The following is a 16308-nucleotide window of genomic DNA, read 5'->3' on the forward strand; positions in this document are numbered from 1 at the left end:
GAAGCGGCCGGCTGCCCGTGGATGCCGACAGCAAGAACCAAGCCCTCGCCGAGGCCCGGGAGGCGTTCGAGGCGCTGCGGGTAATTTCCCAGCACACCAACGTCAAGCTGCACGTGGTCGCCATAGTCGACGTTACAGACAGCGCCGCCGCTGCCCGACGACCTGGTCGAGGCCGTGCTGGCGCGCTACACCGGTCCGCGCTCGACCGCGCCTTCGAGCACTCCGACAAGTAGGTCCGGACAGCCGGCCTCCGGTTGTTCGGACCTACTTGTCGGAGCCCAGCTCAGCGTTCTCTTGGGACTCTTGAGGTGTTGGGCACTGTTGCAGTACACACGATTGGACAATCGTGCACGACATGGTCGCTCGGGGTGTAGTGCACGGTGTCAGCGATCGTTGCCTTCTCGTCGAACTGTCCAATATGGATATTCGCGCAGCATTTCGTCGGGTACAGAGCCATCGGCGATCAGGGCGTCCACGACGTCGGTCCGATCAAATGGACGGGCTCCAGGTGTTGTGCGACCACGTCGCGGTCCCTCAAACAGCAGCTGCTTGATGCCCTGCAAGAACTCCAGCTTGCTTCTCGTGAAGTGCCTACTTTGCGGCTTCGGTGGACTCGTGAGACTGGTCGTCGTCGGAGTGGTCAAGGCCGTCGAGCTGCTGTTGGACGCGTTCGGCGTCGGTGTTGCGGCCTTGTTCTCGGTACAGCGTCAGCGCTTCCCGCCACACCACGCGGGCCTGGTCGTACTGCCCAAGTGCGACGTGCGGGTGGCCGAGGCGGTCGAGTGTGTCGGCAACGTCGTAAATGTTGCCAAGGTTGCGGAATAGGGCGAGGGCCTGCTGGTAGTGGCGGATGGCCTGGTGGTGGTCGCCGGTGCGGTGGTCGATGAAGCCCAGACTGTCCAGGGCGTATGCCTCGCCGCCGTCGGGGTCGTGGTGGTGTCGATGCAGAGTGAGGGCGGCCTGGCAGTGCCCGCGGGCGGCGTCGTACTCGCCAAGACGGGCGGCGTACCAGCCGACCAGGTTGAGCGCCTTAGCTTCCAGCACTTGATTGTCAGTGGTGCGGTAGAGGTCCAGGGATTGTTGGGCGTGGATTAGGGCCTCGCGATCGTCCCCTCGCCGCTGGCACGACATCGAGAACTCGTAGTGGGTGTGGGCTTGTTGGAGGATGTCGCAGTGGTGTTGTGCCAGGGCGAGTGCCTGGTCGAGGTGCTTGGAGGCCTGCTCGTGCTGGCCCAGCCGAGAGTGGGCGCGTCCGAGGTAGCGGTGGGCGCTGATGCGGGGGACGAAATCCATCAGGTGCTCGGCAGCGTTTAGCGCCGCCTGCCACACTGTCAGGTCGTCGTGGCGGTGTCCCCGCCGCCAGTGGAAGACGGTCAAGTTCCAGGCGAGGTGCACGGCTGAGTGGTGACGGTGGTGGATAACGGCCATGTGTTGGGCGGCGAGCAGGTGAGGGTGTTCGGCCTCCAGCCATGCCATCGCGGCCGGCTGGTCGGGCAGCGGGTGTGGTCGCCCTTCGGGCGCATGCCGATCCGGCCGGATCGGCACGTCGTAGGGGGCCAGGAGGCGGTGGGCGGTGCGGGCGGTGTGCAGGTAGAAGTCGACCACCCGTTCCAGCGCCGCGGTCCGTACTGGTTCGAGGAACGTGGTGTGGGCGTGGGTGGTGGCGTAGGCGCGGACGAGATCGTGCATCGAGTACCGGCCGCCCGGGGCGCAGTCGATCAGGGATGCATCGGCCAGTTCACGCAGCACCGCGTGCGTCTCCCGCGCTGGCAGGCCGGTGAGGCTGGCGACGGCGGGCAGGCCGATGTCGGGTCCGGGAGCGATACCCAATAAGCCAAACACAGTGCGCTGCAGGTCGGTGAGCCGGCGCAGGGACCAGGACAGCACTGCCGGGAGGCTCGCTGACGGGTCGTCGGAGTCCAGGGCGTCCAGACCGAGGCCGCGCAGTGCTGCGACGGTCTCGGCCAATGGCAGGTGAGGTTCGGCGGCGGCGCGGGCGGCGATCAGCCCGAGCGCTAACGGGAATCCCCCGCACAGTGCGATCAGGTCCGCGACCGCCTCCTTGGCGGCTGTCACGCGGTCTTGGCCGAGGGCGGCGGCCAGCAGGCCGCGGGACTCGGCGTCAGTGAGGACGTCTAGGTGCAGGGGGCGGGCGCCGTGGCGGGTGAGCAGCGCCGGGAGCCGGTTGCGGCTCGTGATCAGCACGGTGCACGTGGCGGTGCCGGGCAGTAGCGGGATGACTTGGTCGGTGGTGGCGGCGTTGTCCAGCACGATCAGCATCCGCTTGTCCGCGATCTTGCTGCGGTAAAGCGCGGCCTGAGCGTCCAGTTCGGACGGCTGGTGGTCGCGGCCGACCCCGAGGGCTTCTAGAAACCCGCGCAACGCATCCCCCGGGGTGGTCGGTAGGCCGGTGGGGCTGAAGCCGCGCAGGTCTGCGAACAACTGGCCGTCGGGGAATCGGTCGAGGTGGCGCTGGGCCCAGGTCAGAGCGAGCCAGGTCTTGCCGATCCCGCCGGAACCACCGATCGTGGAGATCACCACCGTCGGGCCGTCCGGTTGTACAAGTGTGTCTGCTGCATAGGCGGCCAAGGTTCCCTCGAGGATATGCAATTCGGTGGTCCGCCCGACGAAGGTGCCCGGGGGCAGGGGCAGTTGGCGCGGCATGACCCGACCTGGCCTCGGGTGGAGGTGTATGTCGCCGTGGACAACGCCAGCTTGGACGACGTTGTGGATCGAGCTGGCGGCCAACTCGTTGCTGATCTCCCGATTCTCGTCGGCCGCAGGCTCCCGCGTGGTGTCTGGCCCGGATGTCGCCACGTGTGCACCTCCCGAGCACGTTGGCTTCCGCCCCAGGATCCACCGGTACTGCATCACTCCCGTGCGAACATGCCGATATTCACCCAGTCGCCGTTGGACTCTTCGCCCCGGAGTCGCCGAACGCTCAAAGGACCAGACCCAACTTCGGCGTGGCGGCTCGTACTCCCGGCCGTGTCAGCAACACCTGTTGCGCACCACCTATGGGCCCCAACCAGGACTTCGGGAACGGTCGAACAAACATTCCCGAGCGAACCGAACCGTTGTCCTGCTTGTCCGCAAGGGTCGACTGGACAGGACAAATGTTGAAGTCGTCAACCGGTCGGGTCATACCGCCCCGGACGGCCTCAGGTACCTCCCACTTGACTGAAGAAGTTCGGCGCATGGTCTTCGCCGTTGAGGGGGACGTGCACGCTGCGGGGACGTCCGCGGACCTCGGCTCCTGCCGCCAAGCAGTGTCGAGCCTCCGAACTCGACGAGGTGGCGCTGCGGTCCCGCCATAACGCGCCGGGCGATCGGACATGGCGGGACACTCGTGGATGGTCCGGTGCTGCTAGAGCCTGGAGCGGCGTCCTGCAGTGGTCAGCGACCAACCGGCAACGGCTCCTGCACCTGCTGCAGGGAAATCTCCCGGCCTGAGTGCCTTCCTTCAGACCGACAAAGCCTGCCATCGCCGAACCAGCCCGCGACCCCCGCTTCCGATCCCAAGGATCACCACGCCAATTCCAAAACTCACCGGACCCCTCCCCAGGTGCCCGACGTCGCTCTTCCGAGCAGCACAAACCAGTTCGGCTCAACCCCCACAATGGGACATAGCCAACCAGCTGAAGTCTCCTACGCACTGGTCGAGCATGGTGTAAACCAACTGCCTGTCACCCAGCGCCTTCCAGAACCCCCAACACGGGACGGAGAGATCCGCCCCGCCTGCTATCCCGATCCCGAATTGATTTTCTGTTTCGGCGAAACTCTTTAGCTGCGCCATAGCAGAGCTTGCAAGTGGCCATCGGGGGTGTACGACCAGCCGATCATGCCGCCAGCGTTGTTGAGTGCGATGACGTGACCGCGAACGCCAGGAATTGCACCTACGTAGGTGATGTGACCGCGGTGGTCTCATCGCACCGCATAGGGGCTGCCGTCCATCGCCGCGGCGGTTCCGGCAATGCTCCCGGCGTCATTGATGTCTACCACGGGTGTGCTGAGCCAGGTTGACTCTGTATCCAGGATGGTGCCGTGGTTTCGCTGATCCCATCGCGCGGCGCGGATGACACCGTCGGGCCGGAAGACCATGCCAGCGATAACATCCACCTGGTTGATGGCGACCAGACCGATCTCGGTGTCCTCCGGGCTGGGCGCTTGGACCACGGTTATCGTGCCTGCGCGATCCCATCGCACAGCTGCCGCGACGGTGCTGCTCGCCCACGATCCGCCGATTACTGTGCCGCGGTTGTTCATCCCGCTCGCACTACTTCCAACGTAGCCTGGCAGGAGGTCCAACTCCTCGATGCGGCCGTCACGTCCCCAACGGACCGCGCGGCATCCGCCGTCTTGTTGGCAGGACGTGCCAGCGATGACGCCTTGGTCGTTGCTCGCGATCACGTCGCTGTTCGTGTGTCCGGGCAGGACTCCAAGGTCAGTCACATGACCTTGGATGTCCCAGCGCACCGCATGAGCATCGCCGTTGGTCATCCACGCCTGGCCCATCACGACGCCAGCGTCGTTGATGCCGCGGGCAAGACTGGTGGTACTGCCCGGCGGCAGGTCCAGCTCAGTGACGTGCCCACGACGATCCCATCGCACGGCACGTGTGTGTGTTCCTGATCTGTCGACAGCGCCGACCGCCACATCGTGGTTGTTGATTCCGGTGGCCGCACTGTTGTCGGTACCGGACGGCAGGTCTAGTTGTGTGGCGCGGCCATGATTGTCCCAGCGGACCGCGCGAACTGGCGGTCTATTGCCGAGCTGTACCGTCCCGAGCACGCTTCCCGCGTCGTTGATCGCGACAGTGTAACTGTCAGTAAAACCAGGGGGCGTCCCGAGGATGCCTGGCTGGGTGTCGGAAACAGCGTGAGCTGGCGCTGCCGCCGTCATCGTCATCATCGCCAGCCCTGCACACATGCAGCCGCTCAGTCTCGCGAACTTCGGATTCGATATACCACTCATCACTTTCCCTCTCACTTGGCCGATGTTCGCGTTCTCCGATACATGGAGACAGGGCCGAAAGACACTTCGGCACCCTCTACATGACAGTGGGATACTTCAGCCGACTGGCTGATCACACAATTGATCATGCTGTCCAGGCAACGCCCTTTCCTCGCATTAGCGTGACAGAGCTGGTGATCAGCGGTGAGGTACTCAGGTCGAAGGATAGGAAGCAGCCCGTCCAGCATCTCGACAGCCGATCGTCGTCGCGACGAGGCACCGATGACGGGCAAGGTTGTCCTGCGATCGTCGAACCGTGAGCTGCTGGGCGGCACGGTCAACCTCTACCCGGACCAGTCCCGGCACGTCGTGTCGCTGCCACCCGGCCGAGCCGTGGTGTTCACCGATGGGATGGATCGGCCGATACGCGTCGACGTACCGCTGGGGGAGGATCGCGAGCGCGTCCTGGCGGCCAGGTCAGTCACCGTGGCCGCAACGCGAAGCGTCGCGTGCGGAGCGGAGTGCCGTAACCGGCCATGCGTGCTACGTGAGGTCAACCGGGCGGCTCAACTGGCCGAGAACCCGCAGGTGGTGCTGTGGATCGAGTTGCTGACAGCGGCGCACCTGGTCGGCAGACCGGCCCCGCGTCCGGACCGATGGTGGCTCACGGAGCTGCGGACCGTGTCCGACCGCCGAACCCTGGAGTGCGCGGTGGCGCACCGCGTCCAGGCGGCGATCGACACCAGGTACGCCGGGCTGACGGCGTACTACCAGCCGGAGGCGCTGGCCGAGCACCTGGTCGCGGTGGCCCTGTGCGCGCTCGATGGGAAGCCGTCGCGGTGCGACGAGGCCGAGGTGTGGTGGCAGGCGGGCCGCCATCGCTGGGCCGACGTGCTGCGCGTGCTCAGATCGGCCGCGCCAGGCGATCCGCGTCACCCGGACACGGACGCGTGGGCGGCGCGCGGTCTCCGCCTCCGCGCCATGACCGCGGCGGGTCAGCTGGCGGAGCTGCGAGCCCACCCCGACCTCTGGCTGCCGCCCCGATCGGTCGTGACGGGCGATGGAGACCCGGTTGCGGTGGACGCGGCGCTGGACCGGCTGAGCCCGCCGGGCGACCACCGGATCCGGCTACTCGAAGCGACCCGGTTCCTCGACCTGACCACGGCCTGGCCGACCGCGGTGTTCGGCCAGACAAAGCGGAAGGCGGCCTGATGAGCGTCGACGGGGCATTCGAACCGAGCCAGGAGCTCGGCGAGCTCGGTCTGCCGGACAGCGTGGAATCGCCGGTGGGACCACGATTGGACGCCGACGAGGTGATCGACGCCGAGAAGGTGACTGATGCAGACGAGGCGTCTGACGTCGAAGAGGCCACCGATGTCGAGACCGGGGACAACGACAGCACCGAGGTCCGCACCGACGCCGACGCTGTGGACGAAGCCGAGCCGATCCGGTACGAGCACGCAGGGCGCGAGGACATCGGGGGGGCGGACGCTTGCACGGAGCCCGACGTTGAGCCCGAGGCCACCGACGACAAGCCCGTTGACGCCGATGCTGAGGCACAGGCCGCCGAGACTGATACCGAAGCCGCAGATGTCGAGGCCGCCGACGACTCGGTCGACCGCGAGTCGACCGCGACCAACGGGACCTCCGACGCCGACACTCCCGGCCACGAGGCCGCCGAGACGGACACCGACGCCGAGCCTGAGACGGCGGAAGGTGACGTCCCCGCTGCGGCTGCAAACGGCGACGAAACCCGCGAAGACCTCCACGCTTTCGGCAACAAGTCGCAGCCCAAGGAGGTGCGGCTTGACCGCGACCTCCAGGTCGACTCGCCCGATGCCATCGTCGGCCCCTACGAGCCCACCTCGCCAACCGACGAGGTGAAGGGGAAGTCGACGTTCACCGACCCGAACAAGGCGCCGCTGTCCGGGCACTACCACGTGCTGTCCGCCGACGCCGAGTTGCCCGAGGGCCTGGGAATCCACGCCGACGGTGAGGATGTCGGCGGCCACCGGCCCGACGGTCACCGTACGATCTACCCCACGGTGGCAATGACGGCCGCGGCATTCGGAGCACTGGTCGCCGACCTCCCCTGGGAGTACGTCGACTCGAAACCGAAGTCCTGACAGACGAACGGGAGTTGGTCACTGTGACCGGTTCGTGGGGGCCGTGGGCCACCGCCGCGAAGGCCGCCGAAACCCTCCAGCAGGCGCTGGTGGACCTACGTCTGAACCGCGTCGCGACGATCGAGGGGGCCAAGGCGGAATTGGGAGGCGGCTCGCGGCGCGACGCACTCACCATCCTGCGGTTCCTGGGCACCGACGTCATCCTGGAGCTGCTCGATCCCCTGCTGAAGACAGCGCTTAGTGAGAGCGACACGCTGGCCGTGCGCGAACTGCTGGGCCGGCTTCCCCACGACCGTGCCGCCGTCGTGGTGCCGCCTGCGGTGTCGCGGCTGCTGACGGAGGAGGACGACGGCGATGCCTACCGGCGCATGGCCGAACTGCTGCACCACCTGGGTTTGACCGAGGCGCTGGCGCAGCTGTGCCGCACGGCGCACGACAGCATCGACCCCGACGTGCGGGACGTGGCTAGCGACTTCGGGTAAGCCGCTAACGGCGGAGTTCGCGGCCGATCACCATGCGTTGGATCTGGTTGGTGCCTTCAAAGATCTGGAGGACCTTCCGATCAGCGACCTCCCAGATGTCACCGACAAGGGATAGCACAAGGCCCGTTCGCAGCAGTGAGCACGCCTGCCGCAATCAGGCCCCATGGCAGCCACCGTGCGCGAGTAGGTCGCATCGTGTCACCTGCCAGGCTGACGGGTTCTGTCGCAGATTGCGTCTGCGACAGAACCCGTCAGCCTGGCAGCCGACACTTCGCGAGTTGACCGTGCGATTGGCCCGGGAGAACCCTCGGTGGGGACATCGCCGCGTACAGGGAGAACTCGCCCAGCTCGGACACCACATCGGCGCGGGCACGATCCGCCGCATCCTCACTGCCGCCCATATCGGTCCCGCACCTTGGCAGGCGGACACCAGTTGGAGCACCTTCCTACGCACCCAAGCAACGGGCCTACTGGCCACCGACTTCTTCCACCTGGACACCATCAGCCTGCGCCGTCTGTATGTGTTTTTCGTAATGGAGGTCCGCACCCGTCGGGTCCACCTCCTCGGCGTCACCGCGCACCCGACCGCCGCCTGGACCACTCAGGCCGCCCGCAACCTACTGATGAACCTCGACGAACGGATCTCCCGGTTCCGATTCCTCATCCGCGATCGAGACATCAAATACGCTGCGTCGTTCGACGCAGTGTTCGCCTCCGAGGGCATCGACACGGTGAAGTCCCCGCCACGAACGCCCCGAGCAAACTGTTACGCGGAAAGGTTCGTACGCACCGTCCGATCCGAGTGCACCGACCAGATGCCGATCCACAACGAACGGCACGCCATCACAGTGCTCGAACAGTACGCACGACACTACAACGACCACCGCCCGCACCAGGGCCGCGAGCAACGACCACCCAACCACGACCCTGCCGCCGCGATCTCACTCGATGACCCGATCCGCCGACATCGTGTCCTGGGCGGAGTGATCAACGAATACCGACGCGCTGCCTGAACCGATCACAAAACCACAGATCACAGGCTAACTCACGAGTTTTGGCACGGTACACCATCGCCTTGGCCCTGACCCATTTCGACCCCCACGGGGAGTGAACAATCGGAACCGCAAGCGTGCGGTCCTGGGCCATGCTGCGCCATTCCGTGCAACATGTCGCCGACAGGTTGACAGGCTTCCCGCGCCGCGAGGAACGTTGCTCATTCGAATGGCAACCAAAAAGATCAGCCGGCTCTCAGGGGGAGAGCGTGGAACCTCGCTCGAATGGCGCAGTCCTGGCCGAGAGGTTGATCGGCCCAGCGGGTCGGGTGGGTTGGCAGTGTGTCGCGGCCATGGCACCGGCTCGCCCTATCAGTGGGCAGCAGCGGATGCCACGCCGTCCCGCGTCCACCGAACTGCGGGAGAAACAGTATGAGCGGGCGAAAGCGCGGTGGCGGCCTGGCCTGCAGTTGACCGGATCGTGTGTCCTGGCGGGCCTGGTGCTGATGCTGCACGGCGCGTCGCTCGTCGTTCCCGTCAGTGCACTGGTGCTCGGCGTCGGGTTGAGCATCGGCTCACTCGTGTGGGCGAGGCTCCGGTTGAGCGCCGCACGGCGGCGTGTGAAGATGGAACGCAAGGACTGGCCGGGAAGGCAGCGACGACCGCCAGTCCGCGCGGTCGGACCCGAGCAGGGAGTTCAGGCAACGGAAGTCCGGTGGCTGCCCCTGCACCTCGATCCGCACGTGGTCCGGCTGGACGTGGTCGGCGGGACCGGCGACGGTTGGGCCAGCCTGCTGGCCACCCTCGGATCGGGGACCCCTGGCGGGCCGACGCTGCTGCTGGACTTCACCGAGCAGTACGTCGGCGGTGGGCTGGCCGCCTTCACGTCAGCGCAGGGATTTCCGGCACATCACACGGAGCTTCCCGAGAGCCTCGCGCAACTGGACCTGCTGGGCGGTCTGGCGGTCGATGAACTCGTCGAAGTCCTGGTCGAGGCGATCGACTCGTTGCGCGCCGAAGACGGGCGGACCACGCTGCGCTTCACCGACGCGGCCCTGCTGCGGGTGGTGGCGGAGGAGTTACGGCCACCGGTCACCTTCGCCAGGCTTGCCGCCGGGTTGCGCGTCCTGCTCCGGACGAATCCCGACGCCGATGGTCGGCTGACCTCCGATGAGGTGGTTCGCCTGTCGGCCCGGACGGACGCCGTCGTCACCGCCGACGACCGGGCCCGCCAAGACCTGCCGTTCCTGATCTCCGTGGTGGACCTGCTGGCACAAACCGAGTCCGCAGGAGGGCGTTCGCCGCAAGTCGGGCTGTGGCCACACAGCGGACTGCACGTGATCGTCACGACCGGAATGCATCTACGGCGCAAGGAGGTCACCGACCAGGTGCTCTTCCACCGCGTCCTGCACGAACTGCGTACCCGCTCCGACCGCCAATCGCGGCAGACCCTGATCGTCGCGGGCATCGATCGGCTGGGTTGGCGCAACGTCGAGGAGTTGAACCGTCACGCGGCCCGGGTCGGGGTACGGCTCGTCCTGATGGCCGAGAACCTGCGGGACGAGACGCATCGCCTGCTCGGCGGGCACCACAGCGCCACCGTCGTGATGCAGTTGGGCGGGGACGGCGCGAAGACGGCGGCGGAGTTCATCGGCCACGGCCACAAGTTCGTCCTCAGCCAGGTCACCACCCAGATCGGTCGGACCTTCACCATCAGCGACGGGGAGAGCCGGGGTATCCAGGACAGCGATTCCCTCGCGAAGGGAACATCGACCTCCGGTGGTCACAACTGGAACACCAGCGAGGTCCTCGGCCTCGCCGGCGTCGGCGCCAGCCGGTCGACCGGAACAGGCGACAACCACTCCCACACCGAGTCCAGGGCGCGCACCTGGCAGGAGACGTTCAGCCGCTCCGTCGCCGACTCGACCACCGATGGCCGCACCTATTCCCGGGTCTACGAGTTCACCGTCGAACCGACCACCATCCAGGGACTCGCTCCCACCGCTTTCATCCTGGTCCAACCCACTCAGGCCGGCCGTCAGGTAGTAGCAGGTGACTGCAATCCCGGCACCGTGGCCTTGGACCGGGCAGACATCGACGATCGGCGAATCACGCTCCGCAGGACAAGGAGGATTCCATGAAGTTCGAGAGCAATGAGGGTGAATACAAAGAAGCCATCCGAACATTATTGGACCCGAGTATACGCGGGTGCTTCGGGGACGGCGACGTCATGGAGGACGAGGAACGCCCATTGTCGCGAGCCGACCGCAAGGACCGTTGGCCCATTGAGCAATCGGGAGATTCCGGCGGAGCCGACGGCGGCGGGGGTGGCGGAGCCGACGGCGGCGGAGGTGGCGGTGGCGGGGGTGGCGGTGGCGGTGGCGCATTGAGCGAATTGGGGTAGGAATTGGAACTTCTCGACGGGTTCTCCTTCCACCGGGTGCTGTCGGCGCCACGACCGCCGGACGACCTGTCTACCCCGGACCGGGTACCGGCCCAGTTGTTCGCGGCGCTGTCCGGCGCGCACGCCGAGCTGTCCCGCGATGCCGGCGCGGCGATCGCCGCGGCATGGTGCCGGATGCCCGGAGAGAAGCGGCTGCGATTCCTGGTCGGTGGACGACCGTACTTCCCGCCAGCGGGCAAGGGTAGCGGCCCGATCCTCTACCCACCGGGCGCGACCGCGGAACCCACCGAAATCGACCTGGCGGAATTCCCTCTGTGGGTCAGGTGCCCCGGTCACATCGATCCACTGTGGATAGCGGACGACAGCAGCGCACGCGGCGGTTTCGACGACTACGTCGCCCACTCGTGGGAGCCTTTCGCCTGGTTGGTGGTCGCCGAGCCGCTGACTGCCTCGGTGGTGGACCGGGAACTGGTGCGCTTGTCGACCTCGATCCCGCGATTGCGGCAGCGGGAGAACTCCGAGTTCGACCGCGTCGCCCTGGAACGCGCCCAGGCCCGCTACCGCGAGCTGAGCCGGGCCAGGACCGCCGGCATGTGGAACGTCCACGTCCTCGTCGGCGGCGTGACCGAGGCAGGGGTGCGCAGTGCCGCCACGTTGCTGTGCGGCGCCAGCGAGTTGGACGAACTGCCCTACGCCCTGGTCCCGGGAGAGGCGGTCGGGTCGTTCGCGTCGGCGGCGCTGCCGGTAGCGGGCGACGAGGGCGCGCCGCGGTCGCCCTTCGCCGCTGGCGCCGAACTGCTGGCGGCCCTGGCCCGGCCACCGCGTGCCGAACTGCCCGGAATCCGGCTGGTGGAGCTGGCGACGTTCGACGTGACCCCGGAGCGCGACGGCCCCATCCGACTGGGGCAGGTGCTCGACAAGGCCGACAGGCCGACCGCGTCGTTCGGAGTGGAAGAGGCTACCCTCAACCGCCACACCTTCGTCGCCGGCGCCACCGGCGGCGGCAAGTCCCAGACCGTGCGTCACCTGCTCGAGCAACTGCACCACGCGGGTGTGCCGTGGCTGGTGATCGAGCCGGCCAAGGCCGAGTACGCCGCGATGGCCGGTCGCATCGGCGGTGACCAGGTGGTCGTCATCCGGCCCGGCGACCCGGACGCCCTCCCAGTGGGCCTCAACCCGCTGGAGCCCGAACCTGGATTCCCCATCCAGACCCACATCGACCTGGTGCGGGCGCTGTTCCTGGCCGCGTTCGAGGCCATGGAGCCGTTCCCGCAGGTACTCAGTCACGCCCTGACGCGCTGCTACACCGACCTCGGCTGGGACACCGTGCTGAGCGAGTCCCGCCTGCCCGACGTCATCCCCCGCTACCCGACCTTGGCCGACCTGCAACGTACCGCGATGGAGGTCGTCGAGGACATCGGATACGGCAAGGAGATCACCGACAACGTCCGCGGCTTCATCGACGTCCGCCTCGGCACCCTGCGCCTGGGCACACCGGGCCGCTTCTTCGAGGGCGGCCACCCGCTCGACGTGGCGGAGCTGTTGCGGCGCAATGTCGTCCTGGAGATCGAGGACGTCGGCAACGACCAGGACAAGGCGTTCTTCATCGGCAGCGTGCTCATCCGCCTGCACCAGCACCTGCGCACCAGGCGCTCCCCAGGTCCAGCGGCGCTGCGGCACGTGACGGTCGTCGAGGAGGCGCATCGACTGCTCAAGCGCACCGAGGAAGGCTCCCCCGCCGCCCACGCCGTCGAACTGTTCGCCTCACTGCTCGCCGAGATCCGCGCCTACGGCGAAGGCATCGTCATCGCCGAACAAATCCCGGCCAAGATCGTCCCGGATGTCCTCAAGAACACCGCACTCAAAATCATCCACCGCTTACCGGCACTGGACGACCGCGAGACCGTCGGCGCGACCATGAACCTCGACGACGAGCAGTCCCGCCACATCGTCTCCCTGCCGCCCGGACGGGCCGTGATGTTCACCGACGGCATGGACCGCCCCGTGCGCGTTGACGTGCCCCTGGGCGAGGACCGCGAAGCCACGACGGCCACCGCACCGCCACCGGTGCTGCGCCCGCGCAGCGCGGTCTGTGGGCCGACGTGCCACACCCGGCAGTGCTCACTGCGCGAGATCGGGCACGCCGGGCGCCTGGCCGGATCACCCCGGTTCATCCTGTGGATCGAACTGCTCACCGTAGCGCACCTAGTGGGCAAGCCGGCGCCGAACCCGGACCCGGCATGGTTGGACGAGCTGCGCATAGTCGAACGGCGAACGCTGGAATGCGCGGTGGCACACCGCGTGCAGGACGCCATCGAGACCCGCTACACCGGACTCGCGGCTCACTACCAGCCCGAGGTGCTGGCCGCGCACCTGGCGGACGTGGCGCTGGGGACGGTCGACGGCATCCTGGGCTGCGACGGCCGGGAAGTCGAGTGGCAGGCCGGTCGCTTCCGCTGGATCGACGTGCTGCGCCTGTTGCGCGCGACGCCTGCCTCGGCAGGTCCGCATCCTGACTCGGGGAATTGGGCGGCCCGGGGCCTGGTTCTCACCGGGACGACCGCGGGTGAGCAGCTGGAGCGGTTGCGGGCACATCCGGACATGTGGCGGCCCGCTCGTTCCGTGATAACCGGGAGCCGGGCGTACGACGCGGCCATCGCGGAATTGAGCAAGGAGCTGACACCCGGCGACCGTTTCCTGGAGGCCACGGAGTTCCTCGACCTGAAAACGACCTGGCCCCTCTCCGTGCTCGGCCTGCCCAGGGAGCCGTGATGGACGTGGAAACCCAGCCGGCGGAGGCATCCGGACCCCCATCGCGGCCAACGCGCTCCGCCGAAGCGAGAACGTCGGACGGTGACGCCTCGATCGACGACGAACAGCCCTTACCGCGCAAGGACGACTACAAGGCGTACGCCGAGGAGGTCGAGAGAACGCTCAACGGTCGGCGTGAGGAAGCTGAGAAGTTCTTCCGCCAGAGCTGGACAGGCTGTTCCGTGCCAGAACTTGGTGTAGAGCTGTGACCTGGCGTTCGTCAGTAGCGGAGACCCTGCATGATCGCCATCCGTGGTGTTCCGTCTCCTGTACTTGATCACGCTTCGGATGCTCGGCTGGCTGGCGCTACTCTCCGGCAGCAGGACTGGGTTGATCGCTGAGGTTGCGCTTGCCGAAAATATCATCCGTGCTGGTCAGGCGACGTGGTGGTATTCGTTGAGGACGCCGCCCAAACGGGCTCTTCGAACTTGACCGGGGTTTGACTGGTCGCGACGCGTCCGCTCAGGCAGTGTGAGGGCCCGTGGCTCTGTGAGTGATCATTTCTGTTGTCTACGCAGGAAGATCACAACAGAAGAGCCACGGGCATGGTCAACGATACGACCCGTCTGCTGGGCCTGGCCGGCCTGGCCGTCGTTCGGGTCGACGAGACAGCACACGGTGGGCCGGTGGTCCATCTGGTCACCGCGGACGAGCAGGCCCGCGCCTGCCCGGGATGCGGAGTGACGGCCAGCAGGATCAAGGAGTGGGTGACCACCCGGCCGAGAGACCTGCCGGTGGCCGGCAGACAGGTGGACCTACGGTGGCGCAAACGTCGGTGGCACTGTGATCAGCAAGGATGCGAGCGCACGACGTTCACCGAGGCCGTCGAGCAGGTTCCGGCGCGGGCTCGGGTGACCACTCGTCTGCGGCGGGCGGCCGGTGTGGCGGTGGCCGATGGTGGGCGCACGATCGTGCAGTCCGCGCGTGATCACGGCTTGTCCTGGCCGGTGGTGTCGGCGGCGTTCACCGCGCACGCTGCTGTGGTGCTGCCCGGCACGCCGCAGCCGGTGGCGGTGCTGGGAATCGACGAGATCCGCCGGGGCCGTCCACAGTGGACGTGGAATAAAGAACAGCAGTGTTGGGAGATCACGGTGGATCGGTGGCATGTCGGGTTTGTGGACCTCGCGGGAGGTCAGGGTCTGCTTGGGCAGGTCGAGGGCCGCACCAGTGTCGCCGTGCGGGACTGGCTCACCCAGTGGGACGAGGCCTGGCGCCAAGGCATCAGGGTCGTGGCGATCGACATGTGCACGGTCTTCAAGGCCGCGGTCCGCGCCGCCTTACCGCGGGCCAGGCTGGTGGTGGATCACTTTCATCTCGTGCAGTTGGCCAACCAGGCCCTGACCGAGGTCCGTCGCCGGGTCACGACACAGGTGCGGGGCCGGTGGGGTCGCAAGGGCGACCGGGAGTGGGAACTGCGTAACCGGCTGACTCGCTCCGCCGCCCGGATGCACGCGGACCACCTGGACCCGATGCTCGACGACCTGCGGGCGCTGCCCGCGGCGATCGGCACCCCGATCCTGGCCGCGTGGAACGCCAAGGAAGATCTGCTCGACCTGCTCGCGCTGGCTCACACCCACCCGGACCGGGCGGTGATCTGGACCCGGCTGTCGCGCTTCTACGAGCAATGCGCCGCCGCCGGCCTGCCCGAACTGGAGCGGCTGACCAACACCATGTCGGCCTGGTGGCCCGAAATCCTCGCCTTCCTCGACACCGGCATCACCAACGCCGGATCCGAGGGCACCAACCGTGTCATCAAGACCGTCGCCCGCGACGCCTACGGCTTCCGCAACCCAGTCAGCCAACGACTCCGCACCCGCTGCGCCACCACCCGCAAAGGCCAAGGATGCCTCAACCCCGCATAACTTCGAAGAGCCCCCAAACGCGGGTGTTGGCGGATGTCGAGGCCGTTGATCTTAGCCTGGTCGGCGATCGGCGATGGCAGCAATCGGAGTGATTGGGCATTGGCGATACCTTGGTGAGGCCGGTGGTTGTTGTAGAACTGCCTCGTATTCGCGGAGTGCGTGGAGCAAGTGCCGCCGGTTCCAGATCAACGTGCGGTCAAGCAGTTCATGACGGCAGCTCTGCACCCAGCGCTCCATGATCGAATTCACGCGAGACGCCTGGACGCCACTCAGCACGACCTGGATCCCGGCGTCGGCGAGAATGATGTTGAACAGGGCAGGGAATTTGCCGTCTCTGTCGCGGATCAGGAATCGCGCTCGGCAGCCGGCGTCGTCGAGGTCCATGACGAGGTTTCGGACGGCTTGGGTCACCCCAGGCCGCGGTCGGATGTGCTGTGGCGCCGAGGATCCGGATCCGTCGGCTGGCGTGTTCGATCACGGCCAGCATGTACATGCGGGCGCCGGTGAGTGTGACGGTTTCGAAGAAGTCGCAGGCCAGCAAGGCCTCGGCTTGGGAGCGAAGGAACTGGGTCCAGGTACTGGAGGCGCGTTTGGGTGCGGGGTCGATGCCTGCGTTGGTGAGGATCTGCCACACGGTGGACGCGGCGAGCTTGATGCCGAGGACGAGGAGTTCGCCGT

At 67.0% G+C, this 16308-nt stretch carries 12 protein-coding genes; 9 read left to right on the top strand and 3 right to left on the bottom strand.

Features of this window, described 5'->3' with window-relative positions; genetic code table 11:
- Positions 1 to 17: 17 nt before the first annotated feature.
- Positions 18 to 233 (top strand): hypothetical protein, encoded by a 216-nt coding sequence (locus AB0J95_RS23990; protein WP_364761678.1) that lies wholly within the window; start codon positions 18 to 20, stop codon positions 231 to 233.
- A gap of 358 nt (positions 234 to 591) precedes the next feature.
- Here AB0J95_RS23990 and AB0J95_RS23995 read toward each other — a convergent pair whose 3' ends face one another.
- Both AB0J95_RS23995 and AB0J95_RS24000 read right to left on the bottom strand, forming a co-directional pair.
- Positions 592 to 2664 carry a tetratricopeptide repeat protein gene (locus AB0J95_RS23995; RefSeq protein ID WP_364761681.1) on the bottom strand — a complete coding sequence of 691 codons (2073 nt, stop codon included), beginning with the start codon at positions 2662 to 2664 and terminating at the stop codon, positions 592 to 594.
- Between the two features lie 1260 nt (positions 2665 to 3924).
- Positions 3925 to 4908, bottom strand: a complete 984-nt coding sequence (locus AB0J95_RS24000) for a hypothetical protein (protein ID WP_364761684.1) — start codon at positions 4906 to 4908, stop codon at positions 3925 to 3927.
- Between the two features lie 327 nt (positions 4909 to 5235).
- Between AB0J95_RS24000 and AB0J95_RS24005 the strand changes: the two genes are divergently transcribed.
- The 8 genes from AB0J95_RS24005 (at position 5236) to AB0J95_RS24040 (ending at position 15630) form a co-directional block, all read left to right on the top strand.
- Positions 5236 to 6165: a hypothetical protein gene (locus AB0J95_RS24005; RefSeq protein ID WP_364761687.1), complete on the top strand. Its 930-nt coding sequence runs from the start codon at positions 5236 to 5238 to the stop codon at positions 6163 to 6165.
- The gene (locus tag AB0J95_RS24010; protein WP_364761690.1) at positions 6165 to 7079 is read left to right on the top strand and encodes a hypothetical protein; all 915 of its coding nucleotides are present in this window, start codon (positions 6165 to 6167) and stop codon (positions 7077 to 7079) included. The genes AB0J95_RS24005 and AB0J95_RS24010 overlap by 1 nt, the downstream gene beginning before the upstream one ends.
- Before the next feature lie 23 nt (positions 7080 to 7102).
- Positions 7103 to 7561, top strand: coding sequence for a hypothetical protein (locus AB0J95_RS24015; RefSeq protein WP_364761693.1), 459 nt, complete (start codon positions 7103 to 7105; stop codon positions 7559 to 7561).
- Between the two features lie 284 nt (positions 7562 to 7845).
- A complete protein-coding gene (locus AB0J95_RS24020; protein ID WP_364761696.1) occupies positions 7846 to 8574 on the top strand; it encodes an integrase core domain-containing protein in 729 nt (242 codons plus the stop codon).
- A 368-nt stretch (positions 8575 to 8942) separates the two neighbouring features.
- Positions 8943 to 10694 carry a hypothetical protein gene (locus AB0J95_RS24025; protein WP_364761699.1) on the top strand — a complete coding sequence of 584 codons (1752 nt, stop codon included), beginning with the start codon at positions 8943 to 8945 and terminating at the stop codon, positions 10692 to 10694.
- A gap of 266 nt (positions 10695 to 10960) precedes the next feature.
- Positions 10961 to 13729, top strand: coding sequence for an ATP-binding protein (locus AB0J95_RS24030; protein WP_364761702.1), 2769 nt, complete (start codon positions 10961 to 10963; stop codon positions 13727 to 13729).
- Complete coding sequence (locus AB0J95_RS24035; RefSeq protein WP_364761704.1) at positions 13729 to 13977, top strand: hypothetical protein; 249 nt, start codon at positions 13729 to 13731, stop codon at positions 13975 to 13977. The genes AB0J95_RS24030 and AB0J95_RS24035 overlap by 1 nt, the downstream gene beginning before the upstream one ends.
- A gap of 336 nt (positions 13978 to 14313) precedes the next feature.
- Positions 14314 to 15630, top strand: a complete 1317-nt coding sequence (locus AB0J95_RS24040; RefSeq protein ID WP_364761706.1) for an ISL3 family transposase — start codon at positions 14314 to 14316, stop codon at positions 15628 to 15630.
- A gap of 51 nt (positions 15631 to 15681) precedes the next feature.
- Here AB0J95_RS24040 and AB0J95_RS24045 read toward each other — a convergent pair whose 3' ends face one another.
- On the bottom strand, positions 15682 to 16014 hold the full coding sequence (locus AB0J95_RS24045) for a hypothetical protein (RefSeq protein WP_364761709.1): 333 nt from the start codon (positions 16012 to 16014) through the stop codon (positions 15682 to 15684).
- Between the last annotated feature and the right edge of the window lie 294 nt (positions 16015 to 16308).

It is taken from the genome of Actinocrispum sp. NPDC049592, assembly GCF_040675465.1.
Classification (GTDB): domain Bacteria; phylum Actinomycetota; class Actinomycetes; order Mycobacteriales; family Pseudonocardiaceae; genus Kibdelosporangium.

Bases quoted from the DNA above. Each gene is read 5' to 3' on its own strand.
- AB0J95_RS23995 (WP_364761681.1), bottom strand. From the start codon at position 2,664: ATGCCGCGCCAACTGCCCCTGCCCCCGGGCACCTTCGTCGGGCGGACC.
- AB0J95_RS24000 (WP_364761684.1), bottom strand. From the start codon at position 4,908: ATGACGATGACGGCGGCAGCGCCAGCTCACGCTGTTTCCGACACCCAG.
- AB0J95_RS24005 (WP_364761687.1), top strand. From the start codon at position 5,236: ATGACGGGCAAGGTTGTCCTGCGATCGTCGAACCGTGAGCTGCTGGGC.
- AB0J95_RS24010 (WP_364761690.1), top strand. From the start codon at position 6,165: ATGAGCGTCGACGGGGCATTCGAACCGAGCCAGGAGCTCGGCGAGCTC.
- AB0J95_RS24025 (WP_364761699.1), top strand. From the start codon at position 8,943: ATGCCACGCCGTCCCGCGTCCACCGAACTGCGGGAGAAACAGTATGAG.
- AB0J95_RS24035 (WP_364761704.1), top strand. From the start codon at position 13,729: ATGGACGTGGAAACCCAGCCGGCGGAGGCATCCGGACCCCCATCGCGG.
- AB0J95_RS24040 (WP_364761706.1), top strand. From the start codon at position 14,314: ATGGTCAACGATACGACCCGTCTGCTGGGCCTGGCCGGCCTGGCCGTC.
- AB0J95_RS24045 (WP_364761709.1), bottom strand. From the start codon at position 16,014: ATGGACCTCGACGACGCCGGCTGCCGAGCGCGATTCCTGATCCGCGAC.